Source organism: Bacillus sp. FSL M7-0003 (genome assembly GCF_038628485.1).
GTDB lineage: Bacteria > Bacillota > Bacilli > Bacillales > Bacillaceae > Bacillus > Bacillus safensis.
In genome coordinates this window covers 3,251,261-3,270,100 of the sequence record NZ_CP152024.1, presented here as the reverse complement: position 1 = coordinate 3,270,100, position 18,840 = coordinate 3,251,261, and the positions used below count along the sequence as shown (strand labels likewise).

The 18,840-nt window shown below is 41.4% G+C and carries 17 protein-coding genes; 7 read left to right on the top strand and 10 right to left on the bottom strand.

Annotated elements, in window-relative coordinates; genetic code table 11:
* Positions 1–13: 13 nt before the first annotated feature.
* The 6 genes from rbsD to MHI23_RS16745 form a co-directional block, all read right to left on the bottom strand.
* A complete protein-coding gene (gene rbsD, locus MHI23_RS16770; protein WP_125585895.1) occupies positions 14–406 on the bottom strand; it encodes a D-ribose pyranase in 393 nt (130 codons plus the stop codon).
* Positions 403–1,281 (bottom strand): ribokinase, encoded by an 879-nt coding sequence (gene rbsK, locus MHI23_RS16765; protein WP_342492112.1) that lies wholly within the window; start codon positions 1,279–1,281, stop codon positions 403–405. Before rbsK ends, rbsD begins: the two co-directional genes overlap by 4 nt.
* Positions 1,278–2,264 carry a LacI family DNA-binding transcriptional regulator gene (locus tag MHI23_RS16760; RefSeq protein ID WP_024423674.1) on the bottom strand — a complete coding sequence of 329 codons (987 nt, stop codon included), beginning with the start codon at positions 2,262–2,264 and terminating at the stop codon, positions 1,278–1,280. The genes rbsK and MHI23_RS16760 overlap by 4 nt, the downstream gene beginning before the upstream one ends.
* A gap of 117 nt (positions 2,265–2,381) precedes the next feature.
* Entirely contained in the window at positions 2,382–3,524 is a 1,143-nt protein-coding gene (locus MHI23_RS16755) for a Ger(x)C family spore germination protein (RefSeq protein ID WP_076840213.1), read from the bottom strand.
* Positions 3,514–4,611 carry an endospore germination permease gene (locus tag MHI23_RS16750; RefSeq protein WP_342492111.1) on the bottom strand — a complete coding sequence of 366 codons (1,098 nt, stop codon included), beginning with the start codon at positions 4,609–4,611 and terminating at the stop codon, positions 3,514–3,516. Before MHI23_RS16750 ends, MHI23_RS16755 begins: the two co-directional genes overlap by 11 nt.
* Positions 4,601–6,082, bottom strand: a complete 1,482-nt coding sequence (locus tag MHI23_RS16745; RefSeq protein ID WP_024426302.1) for a spore germination protein — start codon at positions 6,080–6,082, stop codon at positions 4,601–4,603. The genes MHI23_RS16750 and MHI23_RS16745 overlap by 11 nt, the downstream gene beginning before the upstream one ends.
* A gap of 746 nt (positions 6,083–6,828) precedes the next feature.
* Between MHI23_RS16745 and pgsB the strand changes: the two genes are divergently transcribed.
* The 5 genes from pgsB to MHI23_RS16720 all read left to right on the top strand — a co-directional run bounded on the left by pgsB (position 6,829) and on the right by MHI23_RS16720 (position 11,159).
* The gene (gene pgsB, locus MHI23_RS16740; protein WP_024423670.1) at positions 6,829–8,010 is read left to right on the top strand and encodes a poly-gamma-glutamate synthase PgsB; all 1,182 of its coding nucleotides are present in this window, start codon (positions 6,829–6,831) and stop codon (positions 8,008–8,010) included.
* 15 nt (positions 8,011–8,025) lie between these two features.
* Positions 8,026–8,475: a poly-gamma-glutamate biosynthesis protein PgsC gene (gene pgsC, locus MHI23_RS16735; protein WP_024426301.1), complete on the top strand. Its 450-nt coding sequence runs from the start codon at positions 8,026–8,028 to the stop codon at positions 8,473–8,475.
* An 18-nt stretch (positions 8,476–8,493) separates the two neighbouring features.
* A complete protein-coding gene (locus MHI23_RS16730) occupies positions 8,494–9,660 on the top strand; it encodes a CapA family protein (protein ID WP_024423669.1) in 1,167 nt (388 codons plus the stop codon).
* Complete coding sequence (locus MHI23_RS16725; RefSeq protein ID WP_087976066.1) at positions 9,657–9,827, top strand: hypothetical protein; 171 nt, start codon at positions 9,657–9,659, stop codon at positions 9,825–9,827. Before MHI23_RS16730 ends, MHI23_RS16725 begins: the two co-directional genes overlap by 4 nt.
* A gap of 108 nt (positions 9,828–9,935) precedes the next feature.
* Complete coding sequence (locus MHI23_RS16720) at positions 9,936–11,159, top strand: C40 family peptidase (protein ID WP_342492110.1); 1,224 nt, start codon at positions 9,936–9,938, stop codon at positions 11,157–11,159.
* Positions 11,160–11,215: 56 nt separating this feature from the next.
* Here MHI23_RS16720 and MHI23_RS16715 read toward each other — a convergent pair whose 3' ends face one another.
* Together MHI23_RS16715 and MHI23_RS16710 are read right to left on the bottom strand one after the other, a co-directional pair.
* Positions 11,216–12,097, bottom strand: coding sequence for a Cof-type HAD-IIB family hydrolase (locus tag MHI23_RS16715; protein ID WP_268479002.1), 882 nt, complete (start codon positions 12,095–12,097; stop codon positions 11,216–11,218).
* A 361-nt stretch (positions 12,098–12,458) separates the two neighbouring features.
* Positions 12,459–13,424 (bottom strand): LCP family protein, encoded by a 966-nt coding sequence (locus tag MHI23_RS16710; protein WP_024426297.1) that lies wholly within the window; start codon positions 13,422–13,424, stop codon positions 12,459–12,461.
* Between the two features lie 258 nt (positions 13,425–13,682).
* Between MHI23_RS16710 and MHI23_RS16705 the strand changes: the two genes are divergently transcribed.
* Together MHI23_RS16705 and MHI23_RS16700 are read left to right on the top strand one after the other, a co-directional pair.
* On the top strand, positions 13,683–15,047 hold the full coding sequence (locus tag MHI23_RS16705; RefSeq protein ID WP_056765614.1) for a sugar porter family MFS transporter: 1,365 nt from the start codon (positions 13,683–13,685) through the stop codon (positions 15,045–15,047).
* A gap of 136 nt (positions 15,048–15,183) precedes the next feature.
* Positions 15,184–16,581: a bifunctional glycosyltransferase family 2 protein/class I SAM-dependent methyltransferase gene (locus MHI23_RS16700; protein ID WP_056765615.1), complete on the top strand. Its 1,398-nt coding sequence runs from the start codon at positions 15,184–15,186 to the stop codon at positions 16,579–16,581.
* A gap of 13 nt (positions 16,582–16,594) precedes the next feature.
* Here the strand turns inward: MHI23_RS16700 and MHI23_RS16695 are convergent, their stop codons facing one another.
* Together MHI23_RS16695 and MHI23_RS16690 are read right to left on the bottom strand one after the other, a co-directional pair.
* Positions 16,595–17,740 carry a Ger(x)C family spore germination protein gene (locus MHI23_RS16695; protein WP_041087951.1) on the bottom strand — a complete coding sequence of 382 codons (1,146 nt, stop codon included), beginning with the start codon at positions 17,738–17,740 and terminating at the stop codon, positions 16,595–16,597.
* Positions 17,737–18,837 carry a GerAB/ArcD/ProY family transporter gene (locus tag MHI23_RS16690; protein WP_342492109.1) on the bottom strand — a complete coding sequence of 367 codons (1,101 nt, stop codon included), beginning with the start codon at positions 18,835–18,837 and terminating at the stop codon, positions 17,737–17,739. The genes MHI23_RS16695 and MHI23_RS16690 overlap by 4 nt, the downstream gene beginning before the upstream one ends.
* Positions 18,838–18,840 lie beyond the last annotated feature (3 nt).

Here is an 18,840-nt window from a genome sequence, read left to right as displayed (position 1 = left end):
CTGGATCCTCCTTTTAAAAGATGACACCGGCATGAAGAATGCAGTTTGCGTATGGGGTGGCTTCACCCGTTCGAATGACTGCTTTTGCCTGTTTGGTCATGTCTTTGAACGTCTCGTGGTCTACTTCATGTAACGGTTTTGAGAGCGCTTTCCTAAGAAATAAATGATCTCGTTCATTGGCTTCTTTGATTTCACTAGCTACAGTGATGTTTTCAACGGCCATTTCCTGAAGAAGGAGGGAGGTGACCTCCTGAAAGGATGGTGTGCCGATTGATAATGCCAGGTCGATTTTGACTGGACCTTCTGGGATAGGGAGACCACAGTCTGCGATGACGATTGTATCTGTGTGGCCAAGGTCAGCAAGCACCTTGGCGATATGGCTGTTTAGGATGCCGTTTTTTTTCATTTCTTTTTCTCCAATTCTTCTCTTGTTGGCATGCCGCCTTGTGCGCCAAACTTTGTGACGGACATTGATGCTGCAAGGTTGGCAAAGGCAAGTGCGTCATAGAGGGATTTGCCTTCTGTTAGAGCGACAGCCAAGGCTCCGTTAAAGGTATCGCCAGCCCCTGTTGTATCGACTGTTTCGACAGGAACGCCTGGAACCAACACGTCTTTCGTTCCATCAAAATATCGAACCCCATTTTTTCCTTCTGTGATTAATAATTTGTTAGGGTATTGACGCAAGGCATCTCTGGTTGGCAGACCATCAAACATCAGAACAGCTTCATGTTCATTCGGTGTAATGTAAGCAGCCTGATCTAAAACCTGCTTCGATACTTTACGGGCTGGTGCAGGGTTTAAAATGACAGGGATTTCTTTTTCACTGCAAATGGCACAGACCGCTTCGACCGTTTCTTCAGGTATTTCCTGCTGGATGAGAACCATCCCAATATCATCAATTGTAGAAAGAGCATCACTTACATAGTCAGGAGTGACCTCGTCATTTGCCCCTTTGACCACAACAATGCTGTTATCACCTTCTGCTAAAATGATATGAGCTGTGCCGCTCTCCATTTCGGTAACCGGTTTCATATATGAGGTACGGACACCTTGTGCTTGTAAATTGCTAAGAATATCATGGCCATAAGCGTCATCACCAACTCGGCCGACCATATATACATCTGCACCGAGTCTGGCGCTTGCGACTGCCTGATTGGCACCTTTCCCGCCTGGGACCGTTTTAAACGATTCGCCTAAAACTGTTTCACCGGCATTTGGCCGTTTATCTGAAGTGACGACTAAATCCATTGAACAGCTTCCTACTACAACAATAAGACTCATTGTGAATCCACCTTTCTTGTGGTCTCTCGTTCAATAAAAGAGACGGGCATTTGAATAACTGGTTGATCTATCGGTTGTTTCTGAATCGCTTTGATTAACAGCTGTGCCGCTTCTTTTCCCATCTCATAGGCGGGCTGCCTTATGGTCGATAAGGAAGGGAAGAGCAACTCACTTTGCGGAATATCATCAAATCCAATGATTTGAACGTCTCCTGGAATCGCTTTTCCGATTCGAAGCGCTTCATGGATGACCGCTGTTGCAACGATATCATTGCTGGCAATGATCCCATCTGTTTCAGGGTACAGCTGGAAAAGGGCCTTGGCACTTTTTCGGGCTTCTTGAAAGGAAAAGGAAGCATTAGACATCACATGAAAGTCGACACCTGTTTCCGTGAGAACATCGAGTGCGCCTTTGAATCGCTGCCGCGCTGTTTGCAGATGGGCAGGTCCTTTTAACAGTGTGATCTGCCGGCTGCCGCGTCTGATTAATTCCATTGCCGCCATTTTCCCGCCAGCTGCAGCATCTGCAAAAACAGAAGGTGCATGTGGAACCGTTCGATCTAAAAACACAACAGGTAGATCATCATCATTGTATATATCTGATTCAGGTTCATTTGTGACCGCGATGACACCGACTACTTGATTTTGTTTAAAGGTTTGTAAGTATGCCATTTCTTTCTCTCGATCTTCATCACTGTTTCCGAATAATAACCGAAAACCGTGCGCATGAATCTCATCCTCAACGCCTCTAGCAAGCTGAGGAAAGAAGGGGTTTGTGATATCAGGCAAGATTAAGCCGATTAAGCGTGATTCTCTTTTGAAAAGGGATCTAGCCACTTCATTGGGAAAGTAGTTCAACTCCTGCATCGCTTGCGTCACGCGGGTTTTCGTATCTGAATGAACATATCCAGTATCATTGAGCACGCGTGAAACAGTGGCAACAGACACTTGTGCAGCTTTTGCAACATCTTTAATTGTAGCCAATGGAGAGCCTCCCTTCATAAATGTGTAACCGTTTACACACATAGATTATCACGAAAGCATCAAAATGACAATCTAAAAAAAATAAAAAAAGAAAAGAAAGAAGGCTTCTTCCTTTTCTTAACTAATAATACCTGTTTGTGTAATGTTCACTTTCACTTTTGGAATGATTTTCACCTTCGGATAATCGGTGACCCAGTTCATTTTTATATATTCATCATAGTGTTTTACCCTATATTTTCTGCCAAGGCTTAGGACGTCAGAATTTGCTTCTTGCAGGGCCGCAATGACTCTTTCGGCGTCTTTAGTCAAAATAGCTGACAGCTTTTTATTTAACATTTTAATTTTCTTGTCTGTATCTAAATTATCTTTCGGATATTCAATAATAGAGGTATTGAATTCAAACTCAAGAGAGAAGGTTACGTTTCGATGATCAGGATTGACGATTTTAATGTCTCTCTTTGTATCGGTAACTTGAATGCTGATGTAATTGTTCTCCTTTGATTTCATATCACTTCTTACTTTTTTTGTGAAGTTTGCATAACTGCCCATTTTTCCATCCATGATGGTGAGCAGAATGGCATCCTGCGCATAAAGTTCACCTTTCTTTTTCTCATTATCAAATAAGGCGACCCCCCTTACACTCGTTAACTTTTTTGAATTATCGTAGTAGAGTAATGGCAGTGTGAAATCCTCGCCGGTTTGCAGCATTTTGGACCGGATGTTTTGAATGTTCTTAGGTGCAACTTGTGAGGAGCGTGATGCAGAAGTGATCAGGTTGTTTAAATAGTCGCTCACAATCAGTTTTTCCTTGAGCAGAGAATTGATTAAGTCCACACAGCTCCCGCCTTGCACCACCGCCAAGTTTGCGAGCAAAGGGCTTTTGGGATCGCGATAAAACATATCTAAGTAAGGGAGCAGTCGGTTTTGGGCAAATTCATCACCGATTAGCAGCACCCGCATTTTCGACAAATCAATTTTTTGGTCTACACTCCGGCTAAAGTTGCTTCTTGCTTTTCTTAAAGTAGGCGCCTCGGTTGTGAGAACAGTAGTTAAATAACTGCCAGTATTCCCTTGCTGCATACTTTGAGATTGCTGCACCTTTCGATAGGTAATTGAATATTTCGCATTGTCATCTTCTCCTTGATCAACGGCTGAAGTTAAAACAAGAGAGATGTCTTTTAATAGGTTTTGATCCCAGCAGCCAGGCATGAAAATGAGGGAAACACACATAAGCAGCGTCAACATGTACTTATGATGCATATGATTTCACCTTCTTTTTGCGGTGTTTGATCAAGATGATAACGGCCATTATGATCGGAAGTGTGTAAATAAATGAATATTGTGCAGCGGTAGTGAAGTCGTTGAATCGCTGTATTCTAAAGTTATCAGTTGAGAGAAAACAGCTTGCAGCATAAATCAAAATGGCAAAATAGTAGACATATTTTTTGTGATTTTTTTTCTTCAGCATACTGGACACACCATTTGCACAAAAGTACAGATAATTACTCAGTGTGGCTAAAATGACAAAGACCCAAAAGCTTAGAAAAATTAAATCCGTGCGCTCAATGACACCGAATGTAATGGTTTTTAATAGATACAAAACAGGATTCGGGATAACATCAAGCTCAGCTGGGCTGAAAAACATAAAACAAATTAATGTAATAAATAGGTAGTAAAGCGTCGTGCATATATTTGAAATGGTCATCACTTTATATCGTTCCTTAATGGTGCCCTTCATCAGTGGAGAGATGATTAAAATCATCTCAAATCCATTCAATGACAGCACCACGTCCTTCAATCCAAGCTGAAATTGAGAAATATCTGTTTGGAAAAAAGGCAGAAGGTAATCAATATTGGTTCCTTTCAATGAATAGAACATCAATAGAGAGAGCATAAGCAAAAAGGGAGTTAAGATAAAGTTAAACCTGACAATGGCTGTAATTTGCTCCTTTGAGATATAGATAATGCATATCATCAGTAATAGGTTAATCACCCAGTTTGGTGTGAGCGGGAGCACCCATATGCCAAGAATCCTTGTGAATATAGAAAGGACTACGATGCAGACCGAGGCAAAGTATACCGTATAGAGCACGACCAAGGCGCGTCCAATCCATTTTCCAAAGACCTCAATCAGCGCTTGGAAAAATGACGTTTCTGGATACTTGTAGATGATATAAAGAAAAATGGTATTGATGATTTGGATAAAAAAACACGCGACAATTATTGCCATCCAGCCATCGTGTCCCATGTCTTTCATTAGCAAATGGGGGAGCGCTAAAATACCAACACCAATTTGAGATTGGATGATAAAAAAAACAGCTTGAGGTGGAGATATTTTATTTTTCATTTTTCTTTTTCCACCCTCTCAGTTGTTCAATTTGTTTGTTCTTTTGCGGATTTAAATAAACAGGGCGGTTTTTGTACATCCACATTGGGAGTCGAACCACAGTATCTTTTAAGTCCTGCCAGTTAAATGGAGCAACAGGTGATAAATATGGCACCCCTAGTGATTCTAGGCGGCATAAATTCATGAGAATAATGGCGAGCCCAAATGAAATGCCAATAAATCCAAACATCGATGCCATAAACATGAGCGGGAAACGAAGCATCCTGATGGTGGACGTCATTTCAAACGACGGAAGTACAAATGAAGCGACAGCCGTCACAGCGACTACAATCACTTGGACATTCGAAATAAGTCCTGCTTGTACAACCGCATCCCCAATAACCAAACCTCCTACGATGCCAATGGTCTGCCCGATAGGTTTAGGCAGACGCACCCCAGCCTCACGTATAAGTTCAATTGTGATCTCCATCAGCATAGCCTCAATCAATGGAGGAAAGGGAATGCCAATAATAGAGTTCTTCATCGTAATAGCTAGTTCATCTGGGACAACCTCATAATGAAACGCAATAACAGCAATATAAAAAGATGGCAATATGACTGCGATGATGCAGGCAAGATAACGAAGAATACGAATAAACGTAGCAGGAATCCAGCGGCTGTTATAATCATCTGGCGACTGAAAAAAACTAAAGAACGTGATAGGCAGAATGATGGCCATTGGACTGCCATCCATGAGTACGACTATTCTGCCTTCAAGAATGGCAGATCTTACCTTGTCCGGACGTTCTGTATCAATCAGCTGCGGGAAAATAGAATATGAATCTTCCTCAATTGCCTCAACGATAGAGCCAGGACTTATCAGTGTGTCTACTTTAATAGAAGAAATCCGTCTGTTGACTTCTTCGACCTTTTCTTGATTGGCAATATCAGATATATAAACCGTTGCAAGCTTTGTTTCCGATTTTGTACCGACCTTATGATATTGAATGGCAAGCTTCCGATCATTTAAATGCGAACGCAGTAAGTAGATATTGGTATCAAGACTTTCAACAAAACCATCATGTGCACCCGCGATAATACTTTCAGAAGACGGTTCAGTAATAGAGCGCAGCGGCGGCTGTCCGACAGCAAACAGCTTGATTTGCGAGGAGTTTTCATCAAGAAAGGCAATACTTCCCGCAATAATACTGTCTGTGATCAGCGTCAAGTCGCCTGTTTCAAGTGTGCTAAGAGACTTTATATAATTCTGCTTTCCAGGAGAGCCTAATAAGTTACCGATAATGAAATCATTTAATTTGCCTTCATCAATTCTTGTTTTAATAAAGAACAGCACAGATTTTGTTTCATTCACCATTAACTCTCGATATTCAAAATCGCCGCTTTGCTGAAATGTTTTTTTTAGGATACGGATTTTTTCCTCGAAGCTGCCTGATAAAAAATGCAGGCGTGTCTGCTCATTGGTGTTTGGCATCTTTAGCCTCCTCTCACAGATTTTTTACCCATAGTGTAAGCGGAGAAGCGGATTTTATTCGTCTCCTTTGGGGAAAGCATGACATAAGCTGACAACTTTCAACTAAATTCACATTAAAAATGTTAAGAAATGATGAATCTTGATAAAAACAAATGAATAATGTTTCATTGTTTAGGTCATAAGGTGCGAATCTCGTAAAGAGAAGGTACACCTAAATGATCAAAATTTTACATCTTATCCCAATTTTTCGTGACCTAAAAATAAGCAGATGACTTGATTTTTTTAGAGGTGACCTTTGTCATAGGCCAACACATAGCAATCTGACCAATGAGAATGACTTTCTAACCTGTTCGTTCAAAAATATAAAATATTCTAAAACACGCACTATTCATTTAAAGCGCTGATATGACTGATGTTATAGAGAAGAGCGGGCTTTAAAACATTGATTCAAAATACATCTTAATAATTGTCAAAAAATTTAGGGAGAAAAGGACAAAAGATTTTCGGATCATTGATGGTAACGCTTTCTCATGAATTCAGCAGAAATTCAGATTGATTTTTGTCCGCCTTTTGGCCTTTTCATTTAAAGGATGGGTAGGCAAAAAAGCCTTCTGATTAGAGGAATTTGGCATACGAGGAAGTGAAAGATTATGTTACATAATACCGATTGTGATTTTATGCTGAACAGATATACTGTTGATTGAATTTACATATCACACTCATAAAAAAAGGAGATGTAGATAGCGATGTGGTTAATCGTTATAGCCTGTGTCATCATGTTAGGGATTGGCTTTATTGAAAAGAAGCGTCATCAGAAAAATATCGATGCCCTGCCGGTGCGCGTCAATATTAATGGTATTCGCGGAAAGTCTACCGTCACAAGATTGACAACCGGTATCTTAATGGAGGCAGGTTATAAAACTGTCGGTAAAACAACGGGAACGGATGCAAGAATGATTTATTGGGATACGCCAGAGGAGAAACCGATTAAAAGGAAACCGCAAGGACCGAATATCGGAGAGCAGAAAGAAGTTATGAGAGAAACAGTTGAAAGAGGAGCAAATGCCATCGTCAGTGAATGTATGGCGGTAAATCCAGATTACCAAATTATCTTTCAGGAAGAGCTGCTTCAAGCAAATATTGGCGTGATCGTAAACGTTCTTGAAGACCATATGGACGTTATGGGGCCGACACTTGATGAAATAGCAGAAGCCTTTACAGCGACAATTCCTTACAATGGACACTTGGTTATTACGGATAGTGAATATACAGATTTCTTTAAAGAGATTGCGAAAAAACGCAACACAGAAGTCATTGTTGCGGATAATTCCAAGATTTCTGATGAGTTTTTGCGGAAATTTGAGTACATGGTTTTCCCAGATAATGCTTCACTTGCACTTGGGGTTGCCCAAGCATTAGGGATTGATGAAGATACGGCATTCAGAGGAATGTTAAATGCGCCGCCTGATCCAGGAGCGATGAGAATTCTCCCATTAATGGACGCGAAAACACCTGGACACTTTGTAAATGGATTTGCGGCAAATGACGCAGCATCTACATTGAACATTTGGAAGCGTGTGAAAGAAATTGGATATCCAACAGATGAACCGATTATTATTATGAACTGCCGTGCAGATCGGGTAGATAGAACGATCCAGTTTGCGGAGGATGTACTTCCATATATTGAAGCAAGTGATCTTGTCTTAATTGGTGAAACAACTGATCCAATTGTGAAGGCATATGAGGAAGGGAAAATTCCGGCTGACCACTTACACAACCTTGAATATCAATCTACAGAAGAAATTATGAATATGCTTGAGAAAAAGCTTCATAATCGAGTGGTTTATGGAGTCGGCAATATCCATGGTGCCGCTGAACCGTTAATCGAAAAAATTCAAGAATACAAAATTAAGCAGCTTGTCAGCTAGGAGGAAATATAGAAAATGTTCGGATCAGATCTTTATATCTCGTTAATTTTAGGTGTTCTACTTAGTTTAATCTTTGCAGAAAAAACAGGAATCGTACCAGCTGGACTTGTTGTCCCGGGTTATCTGGCACTCGTATTTAACCAGCCAGTCTTCATTTTAATCGTCTTATCTGTCAGCTTGCTTACGTATGTGATCGTTCGCTTTGGCTTATCAAAATTCATGATTTTATACGGACGCAGAAAGTTTGCTGCGATGCTGATTACAGGGATTGCCTTAAAGCTGATATTTGATTTCTTCTATCCAGTGGTCCCATTTGAAATAGCAGAATTCCGCGGAATCGGAATCATCGTCCCTGGATTGATTGCAAATACGATTCAAAAGCAAGGTCTTACGATTACCCTTGGAAGCACGTTACTTCTAAGTGGTGCAACATTTGCCATCATGTATGTTTACTATCTATTTTAAGATAAGGTGTGTCCAATGATGAATAAAAAATTGAGCTTTCAGGAAAAGCTGCTGAAAATCACAAAGAATCAAAAGAAAAAGACGAATAAACACGTACTCATTGCTTTACCGATCGTCATTGCTTGTACATTTCTATTTACGTTTATCGGGAAAGCACAAGTGCCAACTGTACAAAAGAATCCAGAAAACATCCTGACCGCTTCGTTTGTCGGTGACATTATGTTTGGAAGAAACGTAGAGAAAGTAACAGACCGCTATGGAAAAGAGCATCTCTTTCGTTATGCCAAGCCATATTTTGATGTGTCAGATTATGTGACAGGTAACTTTGAGCATCCTGTCGCATCAGATAAGGAACAGGCAGCCCAAAAGAATATTCATTTAAAAACAGATGAAGATTCTGTCCAAGCGTTGAAGGATTTAAATTTCTCTGTCTTAAACTTTGCGAATAACCATGCGGCAGACTATGGTGAAAAAGGGCTGAACAACACGATCAATGCCTTTGAACAAAATGGCATGGATTATACAGGTGCAGGCCGTAACCTCCAAGATGCGAAGCAGAACATTTCGTACAAAGAAGTAAATGGTGTCAAAATTGCTACACTTGGTTTTACAGATGTGTATGGGAAAGATTTCAAAGCAACGAATCGCCAGGCGGGTATTCTGCCAGCCGATCCATCTATCTTTATTCCGATGATTTCGCAGGCTGCTGAAAAGGCAGATCTCGTCGTTGTTCATGCTCACTGGGGACAGGAGTACAACAATGAAGTAAACGACAGACAAAGAGAATTGGCAAGAGCGATGTCTAAGGCCGGAGCTGATATCATTATCGGTGCTCATCCGCACGTCCTTGAACCAATGGAAGTCTATAACGGAACAGCGATTTTCTATAGCCTAGGCAACTTTATTTTTGACCAAGGCTGGTCAAGAACACGTGATTCTGCACTTGTTCAGTATCATCTGAATGAAGATGGAAAAGCGACATTTGAAGTTGTCCCAATGTACATCAAAGAAGCAACACCTGCTCCAGTAAAAGCAGGATCTCTAGAGTCAAAAGCCATTATCCGTATGCTGACCAATGGAACGAATGCGGATTGGAAAGAAAAAGACGGACACATTTTCTTTGAAGTAGATCACGCTGATAAAGTTAAAAACTTAAAAGAAAACGGAGGAAAAGAGAAGAAATGAAATTCCTAAAAGCAAGCTGGCCGTTTGTTGCGTTAATTTTAGTCTTTGTCTTTATGTCTGCTTTTAAATTTAGTGACAGTCTGACAGATCACGAAAAACAAAAGATTTCGGTTGAAATGCAGAAAATTGAACAGCAAAAGCAGTCAAAAGCGGAAGCAGGTAAATAACCTAAAAAGGATAAAGGGCACGCACATCGCGTGCTCTTTTTTTGTCGAAAAAGGGTGTAAAATGAAAGGTGTCATGCCGAAACTATAGAAGATTGGAGGGAAAAGATCATGAAATGGAAAGGAATATTGATAGGAGGGTGTGCGCTTGTAGGGCTGATGTTCATGTCTCAATCAGCGGTATCTGCTCAAACACTATCTCTTTTGGAGCAAGCGGAAAAGCTGATTGGAACACCTTATCATAAAGGAGGAACCGATCCAAAAACGGGCTTTGATGCATCTGGGTTGATTCAATATGTGTACAAGACATCCGAAACATTTGATTTGCCGCGGAAGGTAATCGACCAATATCAGATTGGAAAAAAAGTATCATGGGATAAAGCGCAGCCCGGTGACCTTGTGTATTTCCGAAGCCTTGAAGAAACAAAGGATATCCCAACACATGTGGCGTTGTACGCTGGGAACAATCAGGTCATCCACATCACGCTTAGTCAAGATGTGGTGAAAACAGATGTCAGCAAAAGCAAATATTGGACAGACCGATTTTATGCGGTCAAACGCCTGCCCGGCACGCAAGAAATTTCTGATGATCCTCTTGTGAAAGATGCGCTGACCTATTTAGGAATTCCTTATGAATTTGGAGGAGCAGATCCAAAGACTGGATTCGACTGCTCAGGATTTTTACAGTATTTATTTGAAAAATCGCTTGGGATTTATTTACCTCGAAGTGCTGAACAGCAGTGGATCGTTGGAGAAAAAGTCGCATTAGACGATATCCGCCCTGGGGATTTTGTCTTTTTTAGCAACACATATAAGCCCGGAATTTCTCATGTAGGTATGTATATTGGAGGCGACCGCTTTATTCATGCGAGCCGTTCTGAAAGTGTGACAATTTCTTATTTGTCTGAATCGTATTGGCGCGAAAAATGGACAGGTGCGAAACGGTTAACAGATCTGGAGCTTGCGAAAGAGGACCCTATCGTATCAAAAGCCGCTACGTATATTGGTGAAGTCCCTTATGTCAAAGGCGGTACGAACCCAAAGGAAGGATTTGATACAGCAGGGTTCACGCAGTACGTGTATCAAGAAGTGCTTGGCATTGAGCTGCCCCGCTATGCATCAGGTCAAGTCAAAGCAGGTACACCTGTGAAACGTTCTGAGCTTCAGCCGGGAGATCTTGTCTTCTTCAGCGGAACATCATTGATGCCGGCGATATATGCAGGATCCAATCAAGTCATTCATGTGACTGTCTCAAACGGTGTTGTCTTAACCAATATGAAAACAAGTACGTACTGGAAGGACAAATTTGAAACGGCTGTTAGAATCAAAAAATAAAGAAAAAGCCCGATCAATACTTGTATCGGACTTCTGGTTTTCTCTCTAGGCGCTGATCAGACAAGCGTCTTTTTTTCATGGAATTGATTTTGTAAAAGAAGATCAATAAAATAAGCGACACCGTCTTCATGATTTCCTTTTGTGATGAAGGTGCTCTTTTCTTTAATGACATCAACAGCATTCCCCATTGCAATGCGGTGGCCTGCTTCTTCAAACATAGAAAGGTCGTTTGGGCTGTCACCAATTGCATAAATATGTGAGCGTTCTACACCATAATGGGCTGCGAGCTTTTTCAGGGCATGTCCTTTTCCAGACTCTTTTGGCAGCACCTCAATAATATGTTTTCCAGACGAGGTCAATGAAAGCTCGGGCATGTCTGCCAGAAGATTTCGTGCTTCGTTCAGTTTGTTCATATCAAAAGAGAAGCAGAGTAATTTATAGGTCGGTTCGTTCGACTCAAAAATCTCACGGATATCATCTACTGGTTTGATGCCAAATTGTTTAAATTGCGTCATGGCTCCTTCCCATAGATCAGCGAGATCCTCATTTGGGTTTGCGCTTTTGATCAGATCAAATTCTGCTTTCAGCTTCTCTTTTCCATCAAAAGGAGAGAGGAGAGCATCATCTGTATAGACTTCAAAGTAAATGTTTCGTTCCACTAATGCCTTTGCAGCCCGCTTGCCCGCTTCTTGGTCCAATGTGATACGGCTGAAGAGCTCGTATCCTTCTGTATGGACAGTCCCGCCGTTTGCCGCAATAATGGGGATATCCAAATCACCAAGCAGCTCCTTTACATCAAAAGTTGCACGCCCTGTACAGATGGTCACAATATATCCAGCTTCCTTTGCACGAATCAATGCCTCACGGTTTTGAGCGGATATTTCACTTTTTGTATTTAAGAGTGTACCGTCTAAATCAATCGCAATCATTTTTTTCATCGCTGTCAAATCCTCCTTCATTCATGCAATAGCCTCTTCAAAGTATGTACGATTTTCTTCATTCTCATAAAAAAGGAAGGTTGATTCCTCTCTATCAAGGCTAAACAAAAATGAGTGAATGATCAAGGAAATAAGAAAAAGCGCCCCTTAGGGACGCTTCCAGCGTGTAGACAAACCCTCGCACTCCGTGTCAGGTCTGCGCTCCGGTACTCACGAATCTCAAATTCGCTCTGTTCCGGTGCTCGCCCTTCCTAGATTGCAAAGGTTTTCTATCACGCTGAAAAGAAGACAAAGGGCTAAAATCAAGATCATTTTAGCCCTTTGTCAACAATCTAAAAGCGCCCCTTAGGGACGCTTTTATTTATGTTAATTCAAGCTGCTTCTTCAATTCAGTTTTCACTTCGTTCAGCTGGTTTTGATCCAATTGGAAATAATAAACGCCGTTTGGCTGGTAATCAGATCCTTTAAGCTGAATGGTATCAACCGATTTTAATGAGGTCAGAAGCGGGAAAAGACCGACTAACTCCTTCATTGAAAGGGTGGTTGACACATTATCACCGAGTGTATCAATGATATTGTCGTATGACGGAATAGATGTTAATGATTTTGATTTATCAAAAATGGCTTTTAACACTTCCATTTGTCGCTGTCCACGCATTAAGTCACTATCTGCTTTTCTCGTTCTCACATATGCGAGCGCTTGATCACCATCTAGTGTATGAGTTCCAGTTTGAAGCACAACCTTGCCTTTTGTATCCTTTTTAATCTGTTTCACAAGATACTCATCCTTGATGTTAATAGGAACACCGTTTAATTCGTTGACGATTTCTTTAAACGCTACGAAATTACTTTGGATGACAAAATCGACCGGAATATCTAGTAAATCTTCAACTGTGCTCACTGTTAAATCTGCACCGCCAAATGCGTGTGCGTGAGTAATTTTATCAAAACCGTGACCTGGAATATTAACGTATGAGTCCCTAGGAATGCTTAATAATTTAACGGTTTTATTTGTGCGGTTAATGGTTGCCAACACCATTGCGTCACTTCGTGCTTGTTTCACTGTTTCGCCCGGTCTGCTGTCAATTCCAAGCAGCAAGACAGAAAAACTGTCTTTTCCTGGATCGAATGCTTCAATTCGTTTCACAGATTGTGCGCCGCGATCAAGAGATACTTGAGCCTTTTTGGCAGCATTTGTTATTTTATAGTAGGCATAGCCTGTAACTGAAGCAGTTGTCAGTAAAAGAATACTAATGATAAAAAGAGTGACTTTCACCCATGGTTTTAAACGCTTTTTTCCTTTGCGTTTACTTCGTGATTGATCCATATATTTTAAACCCTCGCTATGATTTTATAGTAAAGATGTCCTTCTTTCTGCTTACAAACTAAAACAAATATACCTTAAAACGGGATATAGTGCGACATTTTTTTCACTAACGCTTAATTGACGTTTTCTTCTCGTAAAAAGTTTCAAAGATACACAAATGAAATATATTTGTCATAAAACATCGAAATGTTTGAAATGACAGGAAGTGAGGAAAATGACTTTTCATAAGAGTACAGAGACAAAAGTGGGGTTATGTAAATGAAAAATCGGAATGGATGGCTTTATTTCTTCGGCGCCCTTGGCGGTGCTTTATATGGCTATGATACAGGTGTCATCTCTGGCGCCATCTTATTTATGAAAGAGGATTTAGGTTTAAACGCGTTTACGGAGGGGCTTGTCGTCAGCTCGATTTTAATCGGGGCGATGCTTGGATCCTCTCTTTCTGGAAAGCTGACAGACCAATTTGGGCGGAAAAAAGCCATCATCGCCGCAGCTATTTTGTTTATTATCGGCGGATTTGGTACAGCTCTTGCACCGAATACAGAAGTGATGGTCTTATTCCGAATTGTACTAGGGCTTGCTGTCGGGTGCTCGACAACGATTGTTCCATTATATTTATCTGAACTTGCGCCAAAGGAATCACGAGGGGCACTGTCCTCTTTAAACCAGCTCATGATCACATTTGGTATTCTTCTTGCCTATATTGTGAACTACGCTTTAGCGGATGCAGAGGCATGGCGCTTGATGCTTGGAATTGCGGTTGTTCCTTCTGTTCTATTATTATTCGGGATTTTGTTTATGCCGGAAAGTCCCCGTTGGCTGTTTGTCCACGGACAGGCTGACCGTGCGAAGGAGATATTATCTAAACTCAGAAAAAGTCAGCAAGAAGTGGAAGAAGAAATTTCAGATATTCAAAAGGCGGAAAGTGAAGAGAAAGGCGGTTTTAAAGAATTATTTGAGCCATGGGTACGCCCAGCATTGATTGCCGGTGTCGGCCTTGCTTTTCTGCAGCAGTTTATCGGTACAAATACGATCATTTACTATGCACCAAAAACATTCACAAGTGTTGGCTTTGGGAATTCAGCAGCGATTTTAGGAACTGTCGGAATTGGTGCAGTGAATGTCATCATGACGTTTGTTGCCATTAAAATCATTGACCGTGTAGGGCGTAAAGCGCTGCTCCTATTTGGGAATGCAGGAATGGTCCTTAGTTTAATTGTTCTGTCAGTGGTCAACCGATTTTTTGAAGGATCAACAGCTGCAGGATGGACAACCGTTATTTGTTTAGGTCTCTTTATCGTCATCTTTGCTGTCAGCTGGGGGCCAGTCGTTTGGGTGATGCTCCCAGAGCTGTTCCCAGTACACGTCCGGGGAATCGGTACAGGCGTCTCGACCTTCCTTCTTCATACAGGAAATTTAATCATCTCGCTGACATTCCCAGCTTTATTAAGCGCGATTGGTATCAGTAATCTTTTCCTCATCTATGCGGTCATTGGCGTAGGCGCCTTCTTATTTGTGAAATACTTGGTGACCGAAACGAAGGGGAAAAGTCTTGAAGAAATTGAAGAAGATTTAAAAAAGAGAAATGGTGCCGTCGCAAGTGGCGAAGGAAAAACGGTATGAACAATGGCCAGCTGCCGTGTGCAGCTGGTTTTTCTATGTTAAACAAACGTTTAATCAAGAAAGGACATTCCCTCATCTTCTGAACGTGCTGCCTATCACATACATATGGAACAGGCGGGAGAAAGGTGGAAATGAGATGAAAGGGAAAACAAGCATTGTCATGCTGACGTACAATGAACTGCATTTGACGAAAACATGTATCGATAGCATGAAACAGCAAACGAATAGTGACCAATATGAACTCATCATCGTCGATAATGCGTCAACTGACGGCACGAAGGAATATGTAAGAGAGCTGGATGATGTGATTTTCATTGATAATGAAGAGAATGAAGGTTTTGCAAAGGGATGTAATCAAGGGGCAAAAAAAGCTTCAGGAGACAGCATTCTCTTTTTAAATAATGACACGATCGTGACGGAAAATTGGCTGCCTCCATTAAAAGAGGCGCTATTCGCTTCAGAACGAATTGGGATGGTGGGACCCGTCTCTAATTATGTGAGCGGCCCTCAGATGGTCCAGCCATCGTATACAGATGTGAAGGAGCTCCCAGCCTTTGCTAAGGAGTATACGTCTAAGAGAAAAGGTAAGAGAACTTATGTGCACCGGCTTGTAGGGTTTTGCTTGCTCGTGAAAAGAAAGCTGATCGAGGATGTGGGATTATTTGATGAGCGGTTTGTATATGGATCATTTGAGGATGATGATCTATGTTTGCGTTCATTACTAAAAGGATATCAGCTGCAAATTGTGCATGATTCCTTTGTGCATCATCATGGTCATGCTACCTTTAATGCCAATCAAGAAACAAACATCTCTACACTGTTTACTGAGAATAGACTTCGATTTTTAGATAAGTGGGGCATAGATCTAAATTTGATCACTCCTCATCCGTATTTTGTGGAATTACTCCCTGAGGACGCTGCACACGTGCTGGATGTTGGGTGCGGCGCAGGGGCTACTGGGCTTGAACTAATGAATCGTCAGTCTGTACACATGTACGGGGTAGAGGCGGATACGTTAAAAGCAGCGGTCGCAAAGGCGTATTATGAAGAAGTCATCGAGGCAAATGCAGATGAATACCCATGGTCAGAAAAAGAGGCCTTTTTTGATGCGGTCATTTTTTCGGATGTTTTAGAGCATGTGGCAGATCCTTGGCACATCATTGAGCAAGCGCACGCCTCTTTAAAGCCAGGCGGTGTCATCATTTGCTGCCTGCCTAACATGATGCATGCAGAGGTGCTTCTTCCTTTGATGACAGGTGATTTTACGTATCAAGATGTAGGAATCTTAGACCGAACCCATATACGGTTCTTCACACCAAACACCATGCGTGCGCTTTTCCCAGACAAATTATTTGAACGCGTGATCGAGCAGCGGATCAATGTACAGATTGATCAAAACGTCCAATTGTTTTTTGACGAAGTAGCAAGGATAGGGGCGTCACTTGGATTTGAAACAAAAGCGTTATCTGACCAAGTGACTTTGTATCAGCTTCTCATTGTCGTACGTAAAAAAGGCGGCCTCTCATTGGGATAACCGCCTTTTGGCATTACCATTTGAAGCTTTTTGTTGCGCCTTCTGCTCCAAAGTTCAAGATGCTGACTTTTACATCGTAATCGATGGCTGCTTCTTGGAATAGTCTATCCCACTCGGTACCATGCTGATCCCAATAGTCAGGATATTTCATACGGAACTGTTGGTTAAAAAATATAGGATCAACTCCCACTTCTTTTTGCACATGATGAACCGCTTTTTGAATATGTTCTTTAATTTTATGTGCAAAGATACGCTCAAATCGTTTGATGTACTGCTCATCGAATGAGTTTTCAGGAGGATTTTGATCCTCAGACAATTTTCCATTTGTTTGTACGCTAATTTTAAAGGATACCTTTCCATCTTTCAGATAGGGCTCAACCTTCGTTTTAGCTTTTTTTATTTCATACGTTATCGGATAACCTTTGTAGGTGGCAGGTACGACGCCGCCAGTGATACGGCCCATTACCCAGTTTAAAGATTGGACATCTTTTGCTGGGATAAAACCAATCAGCTTTCGCGTTTTCCCATTTATGATTCCTGCCCCATCATAAATAATTTCACTGTCGATCACATCTACACTTTGCACAAGGAAGCTAACACCCATCTGAAAGTAATCAGACGCCCGGCCAATACGTGTTGGCGGTGCGATCTTTCCGTTAAAGCTTTGGTTTTTGGATGTTTCAAAGATATGCTCAACCGGTACCTTCTGTTGAGACTTTAACTTTTGATTGACCACTTTTGACGCATCATCTCGTGACACGAGGAGATAGCTGCTGCGCCGAACCTCATCATCTCGAATAAAATGATTAAGTGTTCCTTGAATATCGTGATGCTCCGCTTGATTTCTGCCAAACAAGAAGATTTTCAGGTGATCACTATAGATCGGCGGGTCCTTCAAAGCGACATTACTGACAGCCTCAAGCACATTCTTTCCCTTCGAGACAACATTCACATAGCCAGGAGAATCGGCTTCTTGTGTTCCGCTTATTTTTGGTACAAGGTTTTGGTAGGTTAGCTTAACTCCATTCTCATCTTGTTCATCAATGCCAACACCGCGTACAAACGATAGTTTTTCAATATCCTTTAAGTCCCAGCAGCCAGCTGATAGAAGAAAAAGACAGCAGGAAAAAAAGAATAACAGTATACGCCTGGCTTTCATGTAGAACGACCTCCCCATTTTTTGCGTATCATCAGCAGGATAGCTGTAATAAAAGGAATGGCTAATACCGCGAACAATGCGTAGCCGAGTAAAGTAGAGTAGTAAAAGACTTCATTGATATTTTTAGGGAAAAGTGAGAGTGCTGATGTAATCAAAAATAGCAGCCATAACAGTCTCGTTATATTGGTTGTTTTAAAAACGGTGAAGCAGCCTTTAATCGCAAACTGGAAAAAGCCCAGCATACAAATGAACTGCTGGCACGTCCAAATTGTCAGTAAGAATATATCAAATCGTTCGATAAACACCCCTTCAAGTTCAAGCGCTTGAATGAGGGAAACCGTCGGCCAAGTGAGAGATTTTGTTTCTCCTACTGTCATGGAGCCGATTACAATAAAAAGTGTGAGTGAGTAAACGAGGGTTGTAATGCCAACTCCAATGGCAGCAGCCCATTTCGCCTTCGACCACTTGTCTTTATAAATGAGTGGCACGACAAACAAAATCACTTCAAACCCTGTAAATTGAATAAAGGTTTGAGAGAACAGGTTACTAAAATCTTTAAAACCATGCGCCATCACAGGGCGCAAATAATCAAAATCAAATATTTTTAAACAAAACAGCATGAGCGCTATGTAAATGACCATGGTGATCGGATAAATATAGGTCACCATTTTGACGACTGGAAAGATACCGCTTTTCAAATGATAGATCGCCACGAGTAAAAAAATCATCACAATCACGGTCATGGGAGTCGATTGCAGCAGGAAAAACTGAACCACTTCCCCAAGGACACGTGCCTCAAAGCCGACAATGCCTAGTAAATAGGCGATCAGCATTAAATTAAAGATTGTGCCAAAGAATGCGCCCGCTCCTTTTGTATTTGACTCGAAAATGGTGTCTGGTGCATTCTTTTCGGCAATCCAGCCCAACAAAAAAGCAACGAAAGCAAAGATGACGCCCTGTATTAATACAATGATCCAGCCATCAGGGTATCCTGAATTGGCAGAACTGCGTGGAATGGTTAAAATTCCAGCGCCTATCATTGTAGAGCTGCACAGAATGGTGACTTGTAACAATGATAGCTTTTCAGGTCTGTACATCGT

Bases quoted from the DNA above. Each gene is read 5' to 3' on its own strand.
- MHI23_RS16755 (WP_076840213.1), bottom strand. From the start codon at position 3,524: ATGCATCATAAGTACATGTTGACGCTGCTTATGTGTGTTTCCCTCATT.
- MHI23_RS16745 (WP_024426302.1), bottom strand. From the start codon at position 6,082: ATGCCAAACACCAATGAGCAGACACGCCTGCATTTTTTATCAGGCAGC.
- MHI23_RS16695 (WP_041087951.1), bottom strand. From the start codon at position 17,740: ATGAAAGCCAGGCGTATACTGTTATTCTTTTTTTCCTGCTGTCTTTTT.
- rbsD (WP_125585895.1), bottom strand. From the start codon at position 406: ATGAAAAAAAACGGCATCCTAAACAGCCATATCGCCAAGGTGCTTGCT.
- MHI23_RS16715 (WP_268479002.1), bottom strand. From the start codon at position 12,097: ATGAAAAAAATGATTGCGATTGATTTAGACGGTACACTCTTAAATACA.
- MHI23_RS16710 (WP_024426297.1), bottom strand. From the start codon at position 13,424: ATGGATCAATCACGAAGTAAACGCAAAGGAAAAAAGCGTTTAAAACCA.
- MHI23_RS16700 (WP_056765615.1), top strand. From the start codon at position 15,184: ATGAAAGGGAAAACAAGCATTGTCATGCTGACGTACAATGAACTGCAT.
- MHI23_RS16690 (WP_342492109.1), bottom strand. From the start codon at position 18,837: ATGTACAGACCTGAAAAGCTATCATTGTTACAAGTCACCATTCTGTGC.
- pgsB (WP_024423670.1), top strand. From the start codon at position 6,829: ATGTGGTTAATCGTTATAGCCTGTGTCATCATGTTAGGGATTGGCTTT.
- MHI23_RS16750 (WP_342492111.1), bottom strand. From the start codon at position 4,611: ATGAAAAATAAAATATCTCCACCTCAAGCTGTTTTTTTTATCATCCAA.
- MHI23_RS16730 (WP_024423669.1), top strand. From the start codon at position 8,494: ATGAATAAAAAATTGAGCTTTCAGGAAAAGCTGCTGAAAATCACAAAG.
- MHI23_RS16720 (WP_342492110.1), top strand. From the start codon at position 9,936: ATGAAATGGAAAGGAATATTGATAGGAGGGTGTGCGCTTGTAGGGCTG.
- MHI23_RS16725 (WP_087976066.1), top strand. From the start codon at position 9,657: ATGAAATTCCTAAAAGCAAGCTGGCCGTTTGTTGCGTTAATTTTAGTC.
- MHI23_RS16705 (WP_056765614.1), top strand. From the start codon at position 13,683: ATGAAAAATCGGAATGGATGGCTTTATTTCTTCGGCGCCCTTGGCGGT.
- rbsK (WP_342492112.1), bottom strand. From the start codon at position 1,281: ATGAGTCTTATTGTTGTAGTAGGAAGCTGTTCAATGGATTTAGTCGTC.
- pgsC (WP_024426301.1), top strand. From the start codon at position 8,026: ATGTTCGGATCAGATCTTTATATCTCGTTAATTTTAGGTGTTCTACTT.